The sequence below is a fragment of the Enterococcus sp. AZ103 genome (assembly GCF_051714685.1).
Classification (GTDB): Bacteria; Bacillota; Bacilli; order Lactobacillales; family Enterococcaceae; genus Enterococcus_A; species Enterococcus_A alishanensis.
This window is the reverse complement of record NZ_JBIOSI010000001.1, coordinates 865,753-884,381: the sequence shown is the minus strand read 5'-3', so window position 1 is coordinate 884,381 and position 18,629 is coordinate 865,753. Positions and strand designations below refer to the sequence as shown.

16 protein-coding genes are annotated in these 18,629 nt (G+C 34.7%); 1 reads left to right on the top strand and 15 read right to left on the bottom strand.

Annotated elements, in window-relative coordinates:
• Positions 1-195: 195 nt before the first annotated feature.
• The 14 genes from ID741_RS04445 to ID741_RS04380 form a co-directional block, all read right to left on the bottom strand.
• A complete protein-coding gene (locus tag ID741_RS04445) occupies positions 196-2,379 on the bottom strand; it encodes a hypothetical protein (RefSeq protein WP_438719185.1) in 2,184 nt (727 codons plus the stop codon).
• Positions 2,380-2,465: 86 nt separating this feature from the next.
• Complete coding sequence (locus ID741_RS04440) at positions 2,466-2,717, bottom strand: helix-turn-helix domain-containing protein (RefSeq protein ID WP_218327734.1); 252 nt, start codon at positions 2,715-2,717, stop codon at positions 2,466-2,468.
• 50 nt (positions 2,718-2,767) lie between these two features.
• On the bottom strand, positions 2,768-2,995 hold the full coding sequence (locus ID741_RS04435; protein WP_438719184.1) for a hypothetical protein: 228 nt from the start codon (positions 2,993-2,995) through the stop codon (positions 2,768-2,770).
• Between the two features lie 469 nt (positions 2,996-3,464).
• On the bottom strand, positions 3,465-4,571 hold the full coding sequence (locus ID741_RS04430) for a tyrosine-type recombinase/integrase (protein WP_438719183.1): 1,107 nt from the start codon (positions 4,569-4,571) through the stop codon (positions 3,465-3,467).
• A gap of 868 nt (positions 4,572-5,439) precedes the next feature.
• Entirely contained in the window at positions 5,440-5,568 is a 129-nt protein-coding gene (locus ID741_RS04425; RefSeq protein ID WP_438719182.1) for a hypothetical protein, read from the bottom strand.
• 438 nt (positions 5,569-6,006) lie between these two features.
• Positions 6,007-6,546: a YagU family protein gene (locus ID741_RS04420; protein ID WP_218327336.1), complete on the bottom strand. Its 540-nt coding sequence runs from the start codon at positions 6,544-6,546 to the stop codon at positions 6,007-6,009.
• A 479-nt stretch (positions 6,547-7,025) separates the two neighbouring features.
• Positions 7,026-7,700, bottom strand: coding sequence for a fructose-6-phosphate aldolase (locus ID741_RS04415; RefSeq protein ID WP_438719181.1), 675 nt, complete (start codon positions 7,698-7,700; stop codon positions 7,026-7,028).
• Between the two features lie 16 nt (positions 7,701-7,716).
• Positions 7,717-8,514, bottom strand: coding sequence for a sorbitol-6-phosphate dehydrogenase subunit (locus tag ID741_RS04410; RefSeq protein WP_438719180.1), 798 nt, complete (start codon positions 8,512-8,514; stop codon positions 7,717-7,719).
• 38 nt (positions 8,515-8,552) lie between these two features.
• Entirely contained in the window at positions 8,553-9,611 is a 1,059-nt protein-coding gene (locus tag ID741_RS04405) for a zinc-binding dehydrogenase (RefSeq protein WP_438719179.1), read from the bottom strand.
• Positions 9,608-10,669 carry a galactitol-1-phosphate 5-dehydrogenase gene (locus ID741_RS04400; protein WP_438719178.1) on the bottom strand — a complete coding sequence of 354 codons (1,062 nt, stop codon included), beginning with the start codon at positions 10,667-10,669 and terminating at the stop codon, positions 9,608-9,610. The genes ID741_RS04405 and ID741_RS04400 overlap by 4 nt, the downstream gene beginning before the upstream one ends.
• 69 nt (positions 10,670-10,738) lie before the next feature.
• The gene (locus ID741_RS04395) at positions 10,739-12,010 is read right to left on the bottom strand and encodes a PTS galactitol transporter subunit IIC (RefSeq protein ID WP_218327341.1); all 1,272 of its coding nucleotides are present in this window, start codon (positions 12,008-12,010) and stop codon (positions 10,739-10,741) included.
• A 45-nt stretch (positions 12,011-12,055) separates the two neighbouring features.
• The gene (locus ID741_RS04390; RefSeq protein WP_218327342.1) at positions 12,056-12,352 is read right to left on the bottom strand and encodes a PTS sugar transporter subunit IIB; all 297 of its coding nucleotides are present in this window, start codon (positions 12,350-12,352) and stop codon (positions 12,056-12,058) included.
• 15 nt (positions 12,353-12,367) lie between these two features.
• Complete coding sequence (locus ID741_RS04385; RefSeq protein ID WP_438719175.1) at positions 12,368-12,844, bottom strand: PTS sugar transporter subunit IIA; 477 nt, start codon at positions 12,842-12,844, stop codon at positions 12,368-12,370.
• Positions 12,837-14,918, bottom strand: a complete 2,082-nt coding sequence (locus ID741_RS04380; RefSeq protein ID WP_438720447.1) for a BglG family transcription antiterminator — start codon at positions 14,916-14,918, stop codon at positions 12,837-12,839. The genes ID741_RS04385 and ID741_RS04380 overlap by 8 nt, the downstream gene beginning before the upstream one ends.
• A gap of 495 nt (positions 14,919-15,413) precedes the next feature.
• On the opposite strand from ID741_RS04380, the gene ID741_RS04375 reads away from it, so the two are divergent.
• Positions 15,414-17,777: a phosphoketolase family protein gene (locus ID741_RS04375; protein ID WP_438719174.1), complete on the top strand. Its 2,364-nt coding sequence runs from the start codon at positions 15,414-15,416 to the stop codon at positions 17,775-17,777.
• Between the two features lie 42 nt (positions 17,778-17,819).
• Here ID741_RS04375 and ID741_RS04370 read toward each other — a convergent pair whose 3' ends face one another.
• A complete protein-coding gene (locus ID741_RS04370) occupies positions 17,820-18,476 on the bottom strand; it encodes an HAD family hydrolase (protein ID WP_438719173.1) in 657 nt (218 codons plus the stop codon).
• Between the last annotated feature and the right edge of the window lie 153 nt (positions 18,477-18,629).

Genomic DNA, 18,629 nt, shown 5'->3' with positions numbered 1-18,629 from the left:
ATAATTTGTTGATCTTGACAATAAGACTTACTTGCAAAATTTTCATTTCACAAAATATAGCTATTTACAATTCTTTAGAATTCAAGATTTATGGATTCAGTATCTGTTAGACTAATTGGCACTTACAAGAAAAGTCCTGGTAGCAAACGCATCCAGGGCTTTTAGTATTAATCGAGATCACATCACTTATAGAGGTTATTTAGGACTATAAAAAGCAATTTTTTCATCTTTCCAACCAAGTCCAACTAACCAAGCAGCTTCTTCTTTACTACTAGTAAAGAGGTGAGAGCCCGGACCCGTTGCATTTGGATTGAAGACTCGATAGACAGCTTCTCCTTTTTCTTTAGGAACCATATAGAATCCAATACCTTCTTTTGTCCATCCTTTAGAAGCAACATTGTTATATTCTTTTTCGCTTAAAGTGTAAAAATGTTCGCCACTATTTGAATTATATAAGCGATATATTGTAACAGCATCTTTATAGTCAGAAAGGACACTCTTAAAGGCAATACCTTCTGCAGACCATTTTAGCCCTGTAATCCAGTCATATTCCTTTTCACTAATAGTATATAAGTGATCACCGTCGTTTGGATTGTATGCTCTATAAATTGGGACTAATTGATTCTCCTTTTCTTCAATAATCAATTTAACAGTCTTTGTCTGTCCATCTGAGGCTGTAAGAATGATATCATATGAACCTGTTTTAGAAAAATCAATTGAAGAAAGATCCGCAGTAACATTAATAGCATTGCCGTCTTTATCAGTAGCTGAAGCCTTAAAATCAGATATAGTGGCATCTTTATCTCCAATAAACATTGTATAATTTTCTCCCGAAATAGACGATTTATCTTCTATAACTGTTATTTTTCGTGAAAAAGTAGTGTCGAATTCTTTTCCAGAAGTATCCTTATTAGTTGATTTATATTCAATCGTATATACTCCTGGATCAGGGCTTACTCCATCAATGGGATATCCGTTTAAATTTGTGATTGTCATGTTATCATTGTTATTTTTATATCCAACGTAAGAATTAACATCAGTCAATGGATTATAAGGATTATCTGTAGTATAGACGGTAGCATTATTTCCTCTAAAGTAAGGATAACTAGAGTCATTACTATTTGGATTAGTAAAAGCACCTTTAAAACTGGAATTCCAATTAACATTCGGGTATTGTAAGTTAAAAGTTCCATTTACTATAGTATTAATATCATCGACTGGCACAGCAACCATTAAACTTACAGTTCTCCATTGGTTAATTAAAAATGGAGCGCTATTTTGCATATATTGACTGAATTCAGCCGTTACATTTTTTTTATCATTACTAATTGATAAATTGACACCAGGTTCTTTCGTTATATCCTTAGAATCACCTTTATCGAATGAACTTAAATTTAAACGTAGGCTATTTTGGTCAACAGGTTTGTCAAAGGTAAAACTTATTTGTCCTTGACTCAATCCGATTGGATTACCTACTCCTAATTGAGCAGGTAAATACGCTCCAACAAAAGTTTGATAATATTTACCATTGACCTTATCGACAGATGGATTAAACCACTCTACACCATTGTTATAAGTTATGAAATTTGTTGGGTAACCATTCTCAACACCTATAGTTCCATCACTGTTTACATTGGTATTATTATATCCACCATTCATAAAACCTGCTAGACCACCCACAGGAGAATTTGGTACAGGCTTTATATATATTGTGGCTGGGGTGATAGGGACGTTAGCAACAATAGAGTTTTGCGAGTCGATTAAATTGGAGGTAACATCTGATGTAAAAATTGCGGGATCGGAAGAATTATTCAGACCATCCCAATTCCATCCTGGATTATTTATTGCGAAATAACTAAAAATATTATACTCACCAGGCAACAAGTCTTGATTAATAGTTAATTCATAGGAATTTCCGCTGCCTGACATAGAGAAATAGCCCTTCAGAGACTCACTAGATTGAATACCTCTAAACGATACAGGGGCTATACTGTCAGATGGAGAAGAAAAATTTATAGATACTTTAGTTCCTGCAGGAATCACTTCTCCAGAATTACTCGAATTAATCAATACTGTTTTGTAAGTTAACATGTTATTATTAGAATCATTAGGCCTAAAAGGACTATCCAAAGTACTGATATTTTCTGAAAACATATTAACAGATGTGTAATCTTTTATAGAATTTGATTCTGTTTCTTCCATAGGTTGAATAGATGAGTCGTCAGAACTTTCTAAATTTGTTGATACCCGATTCCTGGATGAAGATACTGTTTCAGTACTTGTTTGTTCATTGGGATTTGTTTCTAAGGCTGTTGCAGGAAGCGAACCAGCGATTCCTAAGAATGCTAATGTAGAAAATAAAAATATTTGTTTCTTCATTTTAAAATCTCCTTTTTTATATTCTTGACGAGTAATATAACTGTCAATATAAAATCTATCAAATACAAGTATGTCTACTATAAGTATCAATTTTTAACTATAGTGTTGTAGAATAAATCGTTAAAGTAATACCCTTTACCCCATAATGTTTGGATAGCAATTTCAATACCGTATTCGTTAGAAATCTTTTGATTAATTTTACCTATTCGTAATGAGAGTTGACTTAAAGCAGCATTTGTACATTTATGCCACAATACATTCGACAACTTTTTTTTACTAATAGGTCTACCGCTAGCTTTTAATAATACAGAAATAATTTGTTGATATTTGGGAGCCAATTGCTCTTGGAAATTTTTAAAAGGTAATATTAACTGCTTTTTTTGAATATTTATCTCTTTTTTTCTTTTGTCGAATAATTAAATATTGTTTCTCTAAGTTCTGAAAAAAATCCTTGAGTTGAAATACAAGCATCAAAGCCGCCATCACATAGAATTCCTTCTTCCTCAATAGTTAATACTTCATCTGTTTTTAATAAACAGATAGTTTCCCAACTAATAATGTACTCAAGAATTTCCAGAGCTTCCTTTTTTGAAGTTGTTTCACTAATAACAATCATTGGAAAATTACTGTTCCAATATGGAAATCTTCCACTCTGCAACAAATTTACATATAAATCACGAGTTATATATATATCATGATTCAATCAATTTAATTGCTCATGAAGAGTCATCTCATTTTCTATATTATTTGTTATAATAAGGACTCTCACCTTTGCACCCCCCTTTCCAATTTTTTTCATTCTTAAAAAAGATAATCAACATATTCGTTTATATTAATTTGTACTTGGTATAGTGAATACCAAGCACAAGACTATAAACCTTGATATCAATAGTTTTTGAATAAGCTCATTGACGACCATTGACGGCTATTACGGAATAACGAGGTACTTTTTATCTTGAAAGCTAGCGATAACATAAACGGAAAATGTCACAGTCTTAAAAGAGGAAGAATCTAAAAAAAAACAAAAAAAGCCCCCCTCAGTTTTCTCATTTCATTTTTTAAATGAATATTGAAGAAAAATGACGTTAGGCGATTTGTTCTTTTTTTAAGATTGCTTGTTGGCGACTTTTTAAATTTGCATCAGTATAGACATCCAGGGTCATTTGAGTAGATGCATGACCAAGAATTGCACTTACTGCTGTGATACTCGCATTAGCTTCAATACACCTCGTAGCAAAAGTATGACGCAATTGGTGAAAATGAATATTTTTCAAGTCACATTTCGTTAAAATTTGGTGGAAATAGTAAGTAATTTGCCTAGGCTCTTGAGGTAGTTCCCGAGAGGAACAAACGTAAGGTCCCATTGCTTTTCGTGCACCCTTTTTTAACCATTTGTAAAGATTTCGACCGATAGGAACAACCCGTATTGATTGTGCACTCTTTGCCGATGTAAATAATAAAGTTGTTTTCTGTTGTTCCTGTTGTAAAGGAACCCGTTGGTAAGATTGAGTAACACGAAGTGTTTTTGCCTTAAAATCGATATCTGACCACTTTAAAGCTGATATTTCTCCAATCCTTAACCCAGTATTTAGCGCTAAAATAATAGGTAATCCCTTAGACAGGGGTAGTTGCTTGGCAGCAATTTCAACCTTTTCTTCTTCCTCAGTAGACAGAGATCGAATCATCTTTTTTTGTTTTTTTGGTAAGTCTATATGATGACAAGGTTGTTGATTAATTTTTCCTTTTGTAAGAGCATCTTGTAAGCTCTTTTTAACAATTTGATAGATAACGTGAATGGTTGAAGCGCCAAGGTTTTGGTCACTTAAGGTATCAATAACTTGTTGAATACTCTCTTTTGTTAACTGATTTAAAGGAATATTCCCTATATGAAAGAAGACATAATGCTTTAACTTATAAAAATATGTGGCATAGGTACTTTCCTTTAGCGTCTTTCTTCGTTCTTTTAGCCACTGATATATCCATTCTTCATAGGATTGCGCACTTAACCCATTTTGTTGACAGACCTTTTGATAAGTCAATTTGTAATAATAAAGCTTCTCCTTTACTTCTTTATAGCTGCGTCCATAAATATAGCCATAATGGATTTTCCCATTTTCTTTGATCCCTTTTTTATATCGGCCTTCCCACCGTAAGTCTTTTCTTTTGTAGATATTTTCGCCTCGTTTAGGCATTAAAAACACTCCTTTTTTTTGACGGCTTAATTGACGGTTGTTAAAAATATTAAAAAAACAAAAAAAATCAAATTTATTTGTTAATTTTCAACTAACAATTATTTTTATTTGAAAAAAGATTGAAATTAATATGAATTTTGGTTAACATACCAATATAAGCTAGCGTTATATTTGCTTTTAAATAGTGTATATTGATTTATACTTGGTATTCACTATACCAAGTTAAAAAGCAGTGAAGAAAAATAAAAAACTTGTACAAATACCTTCTCCTGAAAAGAGTAGATATCTGTGCAAGTTTTTTTTCGCAGCTATGGTACCTATAAACAGGCTAACTAAATAACCATTGTGATAAATCAACTTCAAAAATACTTATAAAAATCAAACGTAAATCTTACACTATTTTAAATAACAATTAAAAATAATGTAAAATGACTCAAACTTAAGCACCAACATTACATAATGTGTTTGTGTAACGTTGGATAAATGCAAATTCAAGGAATAAAAGTTCCACTAATTTTTAGTTTTAGTGGAAAATGTTTCATATTTATTTTGCATTCTTTTACTACTTGTCCTATAAACAACATTTAAAATTGAAAGGGAAGACATTAAGATAATAACTACTATAAGATAAGGAATAAAATTCCTCTTGAAAAAAGAGTTCATTAAGTCATAAGTAAAGTAGATTGCATTGAAAAATCCTGCTAGCGAAACATAAAACCATGCAGTTGCTTTATCTAGGAATAGCCATACTTTCTTAGTATCTTCATCACTTAATTTCATCGCATTTAATAGCTGCTTTGATCTCTGTTTTTCTAAATGTATTTTTAAAGGTGGTAGTATCCAATAGATAGGGGACACTTTTTTTCTCTTAATTCTTCTGGTAGTTTTTTTCAAATGTTAAAAAATTTTCAGATAATTCCAATACAGCTTGATATAAGGGAAATGAAAATAAACTCCACATACCAAAAAAACCACATAAATCAATAAAAATTCGCATTGAATTACCTCCATTGTTGACATTTCTATTTAAAATACATCCATAATATACATAATAAAATTAAAAAAAATGCTATACAATAGTTTTCTCTTAAAAAATAAAAATTCTCACCCTTGGGCATACCTATAACGGACAGTTTCAATCATAATTAAAATGCACTCAAAAGTTACATTAAAAAAATTCGATATAAGCCCTTATAGCAATTTTACTGATTAAATAAAAAGCGTCACCTATGGGTACGCTCTAAATAGACAATAATAGGGTTTATGAAAGGATATAAAATTATGACAAAGGAAATTTTTTTTGCATTTGTACAATTTAGTAGTTGAAAAAATTGCAATATAATTTTAAAAGTGACAACAAAAATCACTGCAAACATACTAAAAAGTGTTACTTATGCGTCTATACATAAGTAACACTTTTATCACTAGTTAAAATTTAAATGTTGTCAAGATTTCCTTTTTTGTCTTTTGCAATAAGATAGTATACAGTTGACGCTATAGACCAACCCCATACAATGTGACCTAAAAACTCCGATAAATGTTCATCAAATGGTTGGTTCCATGGAGCGGGAATTGTTCCAAGTGCAGGCATTAGAATGATATGCCAGATAACCCACAGTGCTACCCCATATAACGTACCTTGCCAAAGTCCAATTTTTGACCAGTATTGTGAAATGAAAACAAACAATATAGAGAAGCCAATCGCAAATGAAAAATGAAGTATTAATGTGAACCAAAATACTTTTTGGTCTTCTGAATAATAGAAAAATGAGTGTACTATATCGGAAGGAATACCAATTTGTTCAGCCAAATGTTGTGGTGGATTTGTCATATTTCGTGCAATAGTTCTTGGAGGCAAAATATTCTCCCATCCAATTTTTACCATACCTGATATCATACCTGCAATAAATCCAAACCAAACGCTTTTAACAATGATTTCTTTAAGATCAGCTACTGGTTTCTGTAGTTTAATCATAATCAACCCCCTTTTGCTATTAGATTAACATCTTAGGCCTTTTAAAACCGTTTTGTCAATATTAGATTAGCAATTAAATTTTTTCAATGAATATTAACATAAGTACCATTTGGGATAAGATGTTACATGGTATCGTACTTAATTAATCAGGCTCATATAGCGTTCTTTAAATATGCTTCTAACTAAGAGGATCTATATAATATCCATTCAAAAGTTACATTAATTAGCGCTTCTAAAAATTTTGTAGATTAGGATTCTCTAAAAAACAAAAAATGTTACCTATGAGTATATCCTAATAAAATATTTGCTCAATCTAAAAATACAGCACATTACTGAAACAACAATTCCAGCAAATGAACTCAAATTTTCTCTACCCGCTTTGTAGAATTCAAAATCAACCATATACCTATAATGATTAAAAAAATAGACAACTTCTGGGGCGGTACTCCAGAGGTTGTCTCTTATCTGCCTAAATATGATTAAATCCACTCTTCCCCATATAAGTCCACCCAGTCTGCCGTAAATTCATCAACTGCCTGTTTTACACTAGCCAGCTTAAAGCTACTGACTAAAATTTCGGGAGCGAAAGTTACAGCATGAGCACCGTGGTCGATTGCTTCGGTAACCTGACTGACATTTTTTATACTGGAGGCCATAATTTTAGTTTTTAAGTGATTACTGTCAACATATTTTCTAGCGGAATGAATAATGTCAAAAGGGTTCACACCGATATTTTCAGAACGGTTCGAATAGACAGCAATATAATCCGCTTTTGATTCTAACGCTAAAAAAGCCTGCATTTTGGTGTAGACAGCAGTAGCCGTAATCCGACAATCCCGCTGTTGGCTTTTCAAATAATTGATAGCTACAAAACCTGCTTCAGTCGTAGGGATTTTGACATAAACAGTTGGATCAATTTCTTGCCAAATTGTATTGGCATCAGCAATCATTCCTTCACTGTTTTTTGCTGGTACTTGCATATGCAGGGTGCGTTCTGGACCAATCAATTCCAATGTTTTTTTCATATGGGTAAAAAAATTAATTTTTCCTTCTCGTTTGATGATGCTCGGTGTTGAGGTGATTCCTTGAATTGGGGCAACTTTCATATATTTTTCAATTAAACTAAGCTTGGTTGTATCCAACATAAATTCCATCTGATGTTCCTCCTTACTAACCACGGGATTTTCCACCAGCGATGTTCGTAATGATACCGCTGACGTAGCTAGCGTGATCTGATAAATAAAAACTTACCACTTCAGCTACTTCGGATAATTTCCCGGCTCGACCTAAAGGAATACTGGTAGCTTTTTGATAGTTTTGCCGCAACTTTTCAACTGTTGTTCCACGAACAAAGGCTAACGTCTCTTCATAAGCCGCTGACCGCAAAGCTGTCTCTTCCATGATTCCTGGTGCAACTGCTAAGACTCGGATATTATGTTTACCCAATTCTTTGCTCCAGGTCACTGTCATACTATTGATTGCACCTTTCGTACCAACATAAAAGCCTTGTCCGATAGAACCTTCATGAGCACTTTCGGTCGACATATTGATAATCACACCAAACTTATTTTTAATCATTTTACTGGCAACTGCCTGACTCATTAAAAAGACACTTTTTTGATTCACGTCAATGCTGCGATCAAACATCTCTTCTGTCAGTTGATGTTTGCCACTACCATCAGGATTGACTAGCATACCCGGTAAAGCAATCCCTGCATTATTCACTAGACCATCAATTCTGCGAAATTTATCAAATACCTGATTCACTTGTTGATCCACTTGTTTTTTATTTGAGACATCCGTTGGGTAAAAGAAATAATTCTCATCTTGAATAGCTGAATTTTCTTTCAAGTCAAAATTTATGACAATCGCTTCATTTACTAGTAAGTTTTCAACAATGCTTTGCCCGATGCCAGAAGAACCGCCAGTTACAATAATTACGCGACCATTTAAAGCCAACCAACTCATACAGTCTCCTCCTTAAAAAAGAGCAGAAATATCTGCTCTTAAAATTCACCTGGATTAGATTCAATCATTACTTTAATTTCATTTCCTGCCATGACTTTATCAAAAGCTTCACGCCAGTCTGCTAAGACATATTTTTTTGTAATCATTTGATCGATCGCAATAGCGCCTTTAGCCAATAAATGTAGCGCAATCGGCCAATCAAAAGGATTTTGTGAGCGGCTACCGATGTACTCGATTTCTCGTTGAATAATTGATTCAGTATCCAATTCAATTTTTTTTGTCGCAAACAAACCTACTTGAATCAATTGTCCTTTTTTTCTAATTAGAGGCAAAGCCTGATTTACAGCGACTGCTGCACCTGATGCATCATACACTTTGTCTACACCGTAACCATCAGTATGCTTCATCACCACTTCTGCTAGATCTTCTTTCATCGTATCGACAATCACATCTGCTCCTAATTCTTTAGCTAATTCCAAACGATGAGCATCTTGAGTAATGCCAGTCATAATAACAAAAGAACCAATTTCTTTCGCAATTTGCAATAGATACAAACCAATTGGACCAGGGCCAATAATGATAATTTTATCTTGCAATTTCAACTGACTTTCCTGATACATCGCATGGATACAGCAGGCCAATGGTTCTGTCATCGCTGCTCCTTGATAACTTAAATGATCCGGTAATACATGAATACTTTCTTCTCTTGCCAAGACATAGTTTGCCATACTGCCATTTTGTTGGGTACCTAATCCTTTACGATAAGGGCAAAGATTATATTGCTTTTGCTGGCAATACTCACATTCACCGCAAACATAAAATGTCGTTTCACTAGTAACTCGATCGCCAATTTTAATTTCCTTCACAGCTTCACCGATAGCGACAACTTCACCAGAAAATTCATGTCCCAAAACAACAGGAGTTGTTGGATTTTTGTATTCACCTTTAAAAGTATGGATGTCTGAACCACAAATGCCAGTATAGGCAACTTTGATTAATACTTTGTCGCCAGTTGCTTCAGGAATCGGCAGCTCGATTAGACTCATTTGATCATAACCAGGTGCTTGCTTTGACACACCTTGCATTGTTTTTGTCATTGTAAATCCTCTTTTCTTTCCGGAAAAATCATCACTTTGTTATACGATTCTTCCCGATTAACCGTTAAATCAAAGGCTTGTTGCACCTCATCTAAAGCAAAACGATGAGAAATTAGACTTTTCAAATCAATTTTTCCTTGTTCAATAAAGTCCACAGAATGAAACCATTCTGCTCCCGGAAACGGCACTGAATAAGAATTCCAAAAACCTTTGATAGTGTATTCTCGTCTAAAAATATTTTCAAAAGCTTCTCTTTGTAATAATACATCGCTATAAGCGATTCCTTGATAACCAATCAAACCACCTTTTTTTGTAATTAATAGGCATTGTTCTTCGGTAATCTTAGAACCGGCACATTCGATTGCAATGTCAACCCCGCTACCATTGGTAAATTCAAAAATTCTTTCTTGAAGAGATTCTTCTAAAGAATTTATCGTATCAGTTACCCCGTAATTTAAAGAGTTGCTTAATTTATAGGCATCAATATCAATGCCTATAATTTTCTTCACTCCGGCTAGACGCAACCATTGAACGGTCAAAATTCCAATCGTTCCTAAACCAAAAATGGCCACCACATCTCCTAATTTGGGATCCAATCCCATAACACCATGAGCAGCAACAGCCAAAGGTTCAATCATAGCGGCTTCTTCAAAAGTAATTTTGTCGCCAATATTGATAATATTCTCTTTGGGCACGGTTACATATTCTTCAAAAGCACCATAGCGGTGAGAGCCAATCATTGTGTAATTTTCACATAGTTGATATTTACCTGCACGACAATATTCACATTCATGACAAGGAATCAACGGTGCGACTGCTACCCGATCACCTAGCTTTACTTCTTTAACATTTTCTCCGATTGCTTCAATTACACCTGAGAATTCATGACCCATAACCATCGGCAACTCATATTTCCAACTGCTCTGCATTTTATGAATATCCGAGCCACAAATCCCCGCTGCTTTTACCTGAACCAATACTTCGTCCTTTGCCGGTTGCGGTTTTGTAATTTCATTTATTTCAAACTGATTCAAATCTGTTAATAAGGCCGCTTTCAAAATTTTTCCTCCTTTGATTTGAACATCATGAAGGAACTAGAATAATGTTCCTTCATTAATACTCAAAAATTAAAGAATACCGCTTACCAATTGTGAGAATTTCAAAATAATCCAGTTTAAGAAATTCCCACCCATATCTAAGGTAGAAACCATTGTTGCGCCTTCTGGGAATTCATAAACGCCACGCATCATTTCTGTATGAACCGGTGCGAAGTTGGTTGCCATCCAAAGAGCTAAGGCAATCACGATTGCACCAGTAATCACAGATTGAATAATATTTCCTTTACGATTGGCTACAATCAACGACACATAAAACGGAATAGTTGCTAAATCTCCAAATGGTAATACTCGATTACCAGGTAAAATAACTGCGATAAATAAAGTAATCGGTACTAACAATAGCCCAGTCGCTAAGTTGGCTGGATGACCCGTTGTTACAGCAGCGTCAAGACCTAAGTAAATTTCACGATCGCCATAGTGTTCTTGTAAGTAATCCCGCACAGATTCTGAAATCGGAATTAAACCTTCCATCAAAATTTTAACCATCCGAGGCATTAAGAACATTACCGCTCCCATATTGATACCCATAGTTAAAATACCGCCAATATCATAACCACCTAATGCAGCGATAACCGCCCCGATGATTATTCCCATCATCATTGGTTCACCAAAAATCCCAAAACGTTTTTGAATCGAATCTGGATCAGCATGTAATTTATTCAAACCAGGAATTTTACCAATTAACATCCCAATCGGAATCCCGATTAAACCAAAAGCAGCAGTTGAGCCTGTTGGTAAACTAACACCTTCTAAACCATAAAATTTCGCTACTAAAGGTGCGGTCTTATCCGCAATTAATAGACAAGCAACTTCATAAATAATCGCACATAAGATTGCGAATACCCAATTTCCGTTAGTTACAACATAACCAGTCGCTCCAGCTGCGATAAAATGCCAATAATTCCATAAATCGATATCTAAGGTTTTTGTCACTTTTAACAATAGTAAAACGACGTTCACTACTAAACAGATGGGAATCAATACAGCTGACACTGGTGATGCCCAAGAAGCAGAAGCTGCCGAGGGCCAACCGGTATCAATTACAGTTAAATGAAAACCAAATCTTTCTACCATTGCTTGGGCTGCTGGGCCTAAATTATCTGATAACACCCCAATAACCAAGTTAATCCCTACAAATCCAATCCCAATCGTTAATCCCGAACGTAACGCTTTGCCGAATGGTACTCTAAAAATGAGTGCAATAATTAAAATCATAATCGGCAACATGACTGTCGGTCCCAAATTCAGGATATACTGTACGACATCATTCACAGCTTTCATTTAAAAATCCTCCTTGTTTTATCTAAATTTTATTGTTGATATCAATTAATTCTCGCCAGCTACTTTGGCAGTCTCTAATATCTGTTGATCTAATTTATCTGCGCCAATACCAGTGATATAGCCTAACGCTGTGACTGCTGGAATATCATATTCTGTTGGTAAGATTGTTGTAGACACTAACATATCCGCACCAGCTTGCTTTGAGGTCGCTTCGGCAATTTTGATTTGTTGCACATCTGCATCAATATGATTGTCTTTCATTAAATCCTCAATTCTTTTCATAACTACTGTTGAAGTGGCGATTCCGGCACCACAAGCGACTAAAATTTTAATTTTTCTCATTATTTTTCCTCTTTTCTACAAACTATATTGTTTAACAATTTGAATTAATGATGGAACATCCTGACTATTGATTAGCTGGGTTAAAACAGTCTCGTTTTGTAATAAACCCATTAACGACTGCAACATTTCTAATTGCGCATGAGGCTGATTTAGACCTAAGACAAAAACTATCTCAGCGGCAACACTTTGGTTGGCATCATCCATTCGCATAAAGGAGACCGGTTTTTGGTTGGTGACAATCGCAATAAACTCCTGTTTGACACATTCAGGATCCGTATGAGGGATGGCGGCTCCTCTTTTTTCTAACTGGATACCTGTCGGAAAAGTTGTTTCTCGTTCATTAATCTTGTCGATAAAATTTGTTGTTACCCAATCTCTTTTGACTGCTTGTTGATATACCTCTTCAAACAACTCTCCATGAGAATCAAATGTTGCATTTACAAATACCAATGGTTCTTTGATGTAATCTAATAAACTATTTTTTTCACTCATGGCTTTCCCCCCAATATTCTTGATTAAATGCTAGTAATATCTTTCGAATGTCAGTAGAACTAGTAGCAGCTTCCAGATCTGCCAATTTTTCCGAACCAGTTAAACTCATCATTTCAAATATCAAATCGATATGTTCTTCTTTATCATTAGACGCCAGTAGAATGACTGTCTTAATCTTGATGCCATCTGCAGAAGTTACCCCTTTTTTGACTACCCCTAGGCTAAGCCCAACACCTTTGGCACCAGCTTCTGGAACAGTATGCGGCAAAGCAATCTTATTTCTCAAAACACTGTATGCTGGAATTAATGGCATTTCTTCTTTTAGTGCTTGTACATAATTAGCTGTAACGATATTTTTTTCTTCCAGCGGTTTGGCTAATTGATCTAGTAAGTCAGCCCAAGAAATCTCTTCATTAAAAATCTGAATCGTATCTTCTGACAATGCGTCAAACAAACGCAGCTTCTTCTTTTCCAATAATTTATTTTCTTTGGTTTTAAATAGACCTAATAAATCATCGTAAAGTTTGGCTTCATCTGATACATCAACATTTTTTTTGACAATCGCCATGATTTTTTCTGGTGTGATATGGTCTTGCTGAATAAGCGCTGTTGAACGAATCACCTTTTCTCGTAATTGCCTTTTTTCTTTTTCTGATAAGAAGCTTTTGACTACGAAAACTTTTCGATCGGTCTTTAACGGAACTGCCGAAAAAATCAAATCGGCTGGATAATCACTTTTATAGAAATCTTTTTCTGAAACTAATAAAGTGAAATCAAGCTCTGGAAATAGATTACTTAAAGTATTTTCCAGTAAAACAGCGATTGAAACACCATTTGGACAGACAATGATCGCTTTTTTACGATTTTCCGGATGAATAATTTCGGTACTTTCAACAATATGGCTACCAATAAACAAAGAAATTAAAAATAATTCAGCATCTGGTACTTTCTTCTCAAAAAAGGTTTCTAATGGACCACTGGCTTCTTTTACTAAATAAAATAAAGAGAAGAGACTGGCATCTTTATTTTCTTGAAAAAACTTAGACTGCAAATTCAAATGATATTTAATTCGGTAATAAGCCGGACGCATATGAATCAGCAAACGATCTAACAATTTAGATTTTTCCTCTAGAATGACACCAGCACTCTTTTCAAAATTCGAAATCACTGCCTCTAATGCTTCTTTCAATTTATTGATCTCTTTTGCCGATAAAATATCGCCTCGCGAAAGATTGGTAGTCAACAACAGCAATGTCATATACACTCGCTCATTTTCCGTCAAACCATCTACATCCCAAATCATCCGATCAGCTGCTAAATATTCTTTGGTATCGGCCAATTCGCGATAATTAATCTTGTAGTTGTAAGAAATCAGCTTGCCTTTTTGCGCTCTACGAATGAGCAGAATCATGAGCAACGGTAAAACTTTTAAGCGCTCACCAGTGAAACGCACATTTAATTCCTCTTCCACCAACTCCACCCGATTTTTAAAAATTTCAATTTGCTGCCTGTCTAGATTTGCAAATTGAACAATGAATTGGATGCCGTGATGCATGTCAGCTAAATTACTTAATAAGTCTGCCAACAGTTGTCGTTTATTCCATTCATCCCCTTTAACAAAATAGCCCTTTTGACGGGTATATTTTAATGTCAAATCATAATGCTGAAGCTGATTATCAACTGTTTTCAAATCTCTTAAGATGGTATTACGACTGACTTGCAAATCATCAATAAAATGATTTAAAGATAAATATTCCTCTTTACTTAACAACATCAACTGAATCAAATCAGCCCTTTCCTTAGTGGAAAAAACATAGTCATCTCGTTTAGTAGGCGTCTCAGTCTGTCCTCCTCTGAAAAAATTAAAGACCGCTGGCGCAATGATAAAATGACCATTTTTGGTTCGTTGAATACTTGGTAAATTTTCTGCTTGTAAAGAATCATTGATTTTTTGCAATGCATAATTTAACTGTCCACGAGTTAGCTGATATTTATTACATAATTCACGACTAGCAATTTGTGGATCAGTCATTAGTTCTACAAAAATTTGATTGGTTCTCTCAGTTAAATTCATTTTTTTCATTCCCTTTGACTCCTTTAGTTTAGTTGGAAATCGCTTTCAATTCTACTATCATTGTTCACAAATTATTCAATACATTTTCTGCAACATGAGACTCAATATGTAATTGAATCTAATCTATAATTTTATCACAGTAACAAAAAATAGCTGTTTTTAGGCATTTAAAAAACCTTAAGTCCAAAATTTTTGCACTTATTTTTGCAACATGGTGTTATCGAAAAAAATGGAAATATTTGATTTTTTCATTTTTCACAAATGAAAAGACAGATTGAATTTCTCCATCAATCTGTCACTTTTTCCGCTCAAAAAATAAACAACTATAAAAAAATTGATTAACCTTGTTTTGAAAGCGTTCTATGGAGCTTTTGCTTGATTTTGTAAAAATCTTTTTTGTAGAAAATACCTAAATTAGTTTACAAATTTTTCATTTCAGTATAATATGAGTGCGTACTTTTAAAAGTAAAAATTACTTAAAAGGAGTTTTCTATCATGACAGACTTTTCATCAAAAGAATATTTAAACAAAGTTGACGCGTATTGGCGTGCAGCTAACTACCTTTCTGTTGGACAATTATACTTAAAAGATAATCCCTTATTGGACCGCGATATTGAAGCAAGTGATGTAAAACATCATCCAATCGGCCATTGGGGCACAATTGCGGGACAAAACTTTGTCTATGCTCATTTAAACCGAGTAATTAATAAATACGGTTTAAATATGTTCTACATTTCTGGTCCTGGTCATGGCGGACAAGTTATGGTCTCAAATTCATATTTAGATGGCAGCTACTCAGAAATTTATCCAAATATCTCGGCGGACAAAGCAGGAATGAAAAACTTGTTCAAACAATTTTCATTCCCAGGCGGAATTGCTTCTCACGCAGCTCCAGAAACACCAGGTTCAATTCATGAAGGCGGCGAATTAGGTTATTCTTTATCTCATGCAACAGGTGCGATTTTAGATAATCCTGACGTGATCGCAGCCACTGTAATTGGTGATGGTGAATCTGAAACTGGTCCATTATCAGCAGGTTGGTTCTCAAATACATTTATCAATCCTGTAAATGATGGTGCAGTGCTACCAATTCTTTATTTAAACGGCGGAAAAATTTCTAACCCAACGATTCTTTCACGTAAATCTGATGAAGACTTGACTAAATACTTTGAAGGTATGGGCTGGAAACCTTATTTTGTAGAAGGTACTGATCCTGAAAAAGTTCATCCAATCATGGCAGAAACTCTTGATAAAGTAATTGAAGAAATTAAAGATATTCAAGCAAAAGCACGTGCAGGTAAAGCTGAAGATGCAGAAATGCCTCATTGGCCAGTGATTCTTTTCCGTACACCAAAAGGCTGGACTGGTCCAGAAGTTTGGGATAATGAAAAAATTGAAGGTACTTTCCGTGCCCACCAAGTGCCAATTCCAGTAGATGCAGATCATATGGAACACATCGACAAATTGGTTTCTTGGATGAAATCTTATCGTCCTGAAGAATTATTTACTGCTGATGGAAAACTAATTGATGAATTAAAAGAAATGGCACCAAAAGGCGATCGTCGGATGTCTACGAACCCAATTACCAATGGTGGGATTGATCCAAAACCTTTAAACATGCCAAACTGGAAACAATATGCGATTGACACTTCTAAACCAGGTGCTGTTGAAGCGCAAGATATGATTATCTTTGGCGAACAAGCCCGTGATTTAGTCAAGGAAAATCCAAATAATTTCCGTATTTTCGGTCCTGATGAAACCAAATCAAACCGTTTGAACAAAGTATTTGAAGCAACCAATCGTCAATGGTTAGAACCAAAACGTTCATATGATGAATGGCAAAATTCAGTGGGTCGCGTAATTGATGGCCAATTATCTGAACATCAAGCTGAAGGTTTCTTAGAAGGTTACGTTTTAACTGGTCGTCATGGTTTCTTCGCCAGCTATGAATCATTCTTGCGGGTAGTAGATTCAATGTTGACACAACATTTCAAATGGATGCGCAAAGCTAAAAATGAAGCATGGCGTAAAGATTATCCATCATTAAATATTATTTCAACATCTACCGTGTTCCAACAAGATCACAATGGTTATACTCACCAAGATCCAGGTATCTTAACTCACTTAGCTGAAAAGAAACCTGAATTCATTCGTGAATATTTACCAGCTGATGCAAATAGTTTGATGGCTGTCATGGACAAAGCATTGCAAGATGAAGAAGTGATTAACTTAATCGTTTCATCTAAACATCCTCGTCCTCAATTTTATTCTGCTGATGAAGCAGAAACTTTAGTAAACGAAGGATTAAAAGTGATCGATTGGGCAAGTACCGATAATGGTGAAGAACCAGATTTAGTTATTGCTGCTGCTGGTACTGAACCAAACTTGGAAGCCTTAGCTGCGGTCACTTTATTAAATAAAGCTTTTCCTGACATGAAGATTCGTTTCATCAATGTCGTAGATTTATTGAAATTGCGTCATCCAAATGTAGACCCTCGTGGCTTAACAGATGAGCAATTCGATGCTTTATTTACAACTGACAAACCTGTATTATTCGCATTCCACGGCTACGAAGGAATGATTCGTGACATCTTCTTTGACCGTCATAATCATAATGTTTTAATTCATGGCTACCGTGAAGAAGGCGACATTACTACACCGTTTGATATGCGTGTTTTCAGTGAACTTGATCGCTTCCACTTAGCTCAAGCTGCTGCAAATGCTGTTCTTGGCGATAAAGCAAGTGATTTCGATCAACAAATGACTGACAAATTAAACTTCCACCATGATTACATCCGTCAAAACGGAATGGATACACCAGAAGTTCTAGACTGGAAATGGGAAGATTTACAAAAATAAGCATATGAAAAGCGCCGCAGAAAAAAATCTGCGACGCTTTTTTTACTTACTTAATTCTTCAATTTTTTCGCGACTTAAAATCGCTAAATCATTAATCACCACATCTGCTGCACTTAAATCCTGCGTTGGGAAACTAGGATTAGCATAACCGATACAAAACATCTCAGCAGCTTTGACAGCTCGACTACCATTTAAAGTATCTTCTATCCCAACCGTTTCTTCTGGTGTCACACCTAAACGTTTCATTGCTTCTTGATAAACATCGGGTGCAGGTTTTGAGTGAGGTACTTCTTCGGTACTGACAACTTCTTGAAAAAGATCTGTTAACTGAAGCGCGGATAAACTACTTTTAATTTCATGGAGTGAAGAAGAAGAGGCAACTGCAAGTTTTAGCCCTGCTTGATGTAAGTTACGAACCAAATCTTGCGCACCAGGAATCGGTCGTACACCATCTTTTTCCGTAAATTCTGTTCGTAATTTATCCATTTCGGTAATATAAAAGTCGATCTCTTTTGGTAAATTGAACTCTTCTTTCATCTTTTGCCACATAAATGTCTTAGTGGTTCCCATAAACTGATAGTGATAGCTTTCAGTCACGGTTATTCCGGCATTTTTTAAAACCTGTGTCTTACTAGCAAAATAAATATATTCAGAATCAATCAAAACACCATCCATATCAAAGATTACAGTTGTTATCATTTATTTCCTCCTTCACCTTTATCTCACTTTACCATATAAATTACGCAATTAATTGTAAAAAAATTAAATTCATTAAAAATAAAATTGCATTTTTTTGAAATTATTTATCGCTTTACGCAATATATTTTGATAATATTGATTAAAAGGAGGGGA

What these genes read in the sequence shown, in the direction of transcription:
- ID741_RS04380 (WP_438720447.1), bottom strand. Translation starts at nt 14,918, where the DNA reads ATGAATTTAACTGAGAGAACCAATCAAATTTTTGTAGAACTAATGACT.
- ID741_RS04375 (WP_438719174.1), top strand. Translation starts at nt 15,414, where the DNA reads ATGACAGACTTTTCATCAAAAGAATATTTAAACAAAGTTGACGCGTAT.
- ID741_RS04430 (WP_438719183.1), bottom strand. Translation starts at nt 4,571, where the DNA reads ATGCCTAAACGAGGCGAAAATATCTACAAAAGAAAAGACTTACGGTGG.
- ID741_RS04425 (WP_438719182.1), bottom strand. Translation starts at nt 5,568, where the DNA reads ATGCGAATTTTTATTGATTTATGTGGTTTTTTTGGTATGTGGAGTTTA.
- ID741_RS04445 (WP_438719185.1), bottom strand. Translation starts at nt 2,379, where the DNA reads ATGAAGAAACAAATATTTTTATTTTCTACATTAGCATTCTTAGGAATC.
- ID741_RS04420 (WP_218327336.1), bottom strand. Translation starts at nt 6,546, where the DNA reads ATGATTAAACTACAGAAACCAGTAGCTGATCTTAAAGAAATCATTGTT.
- ID741_RS04385 (WP_438719175.1), bottom strand. Translation starts at nt 12,844, where the DNA reads ATGAGTGAAAAAAATAGTTTATTAGATTACATCAAAGAACCATTGGTA.
- ID741_RS04370 (WP_438719173.1), bottom strand. Translation starts at nt 18,476, where the DNA reads ATGATAACAACTGTAATCTTTGATATGGATGGTGTTTTGATTGATTCT.
- ID741_RS04405 (WP_438719179.1), bottom strand. Translation starts at nt 9,611, where the DNA reads ATGACAAAAACAATGCAAGGTGTGTCAAAGCAAGCACCTGGTTATGAT.
- ID741_RS04395 (WP_218327341.1), bottom strand. Translation starts at nt 12,010, where the DNA reads ATGAAAGCTGTGAATGATGTCGTACAGTATATCCTGAATTTGGGACCG.
- ID741_RS04390 (WP_218327342.1), bottom strand. Translation starts at nt 12,352, where the DNA reads ATGAGAAAAATTAAAATTTTAGTCGCTTGTGGTGCCGGAATCGCCACT.
- ID741_RS04415 (WP_438719181.1), bottom strand. Translation starts at nt 7,700, where the DNA reads ATGGAATTTATGTTGGATACAACCAAGCTTAGTTTAATTGAAAAATAT.
- ID741_RS04435 (WP_438719184.1), bottom strand. Translation starts at nt 2,995, where the DNA reads ATGATTGTTATTAGTGAAACAACTTCAAAAAAGGAAGCTCTGGAAATT.
- ID741_RS04410 (WP_438719180.1), bottom strand. Translation starts at nt 8,514, where the DNA reads ATGAGTTGGTTGGCTTTAAATGGTCGCGTAATTATTGTAACTGGCGGT.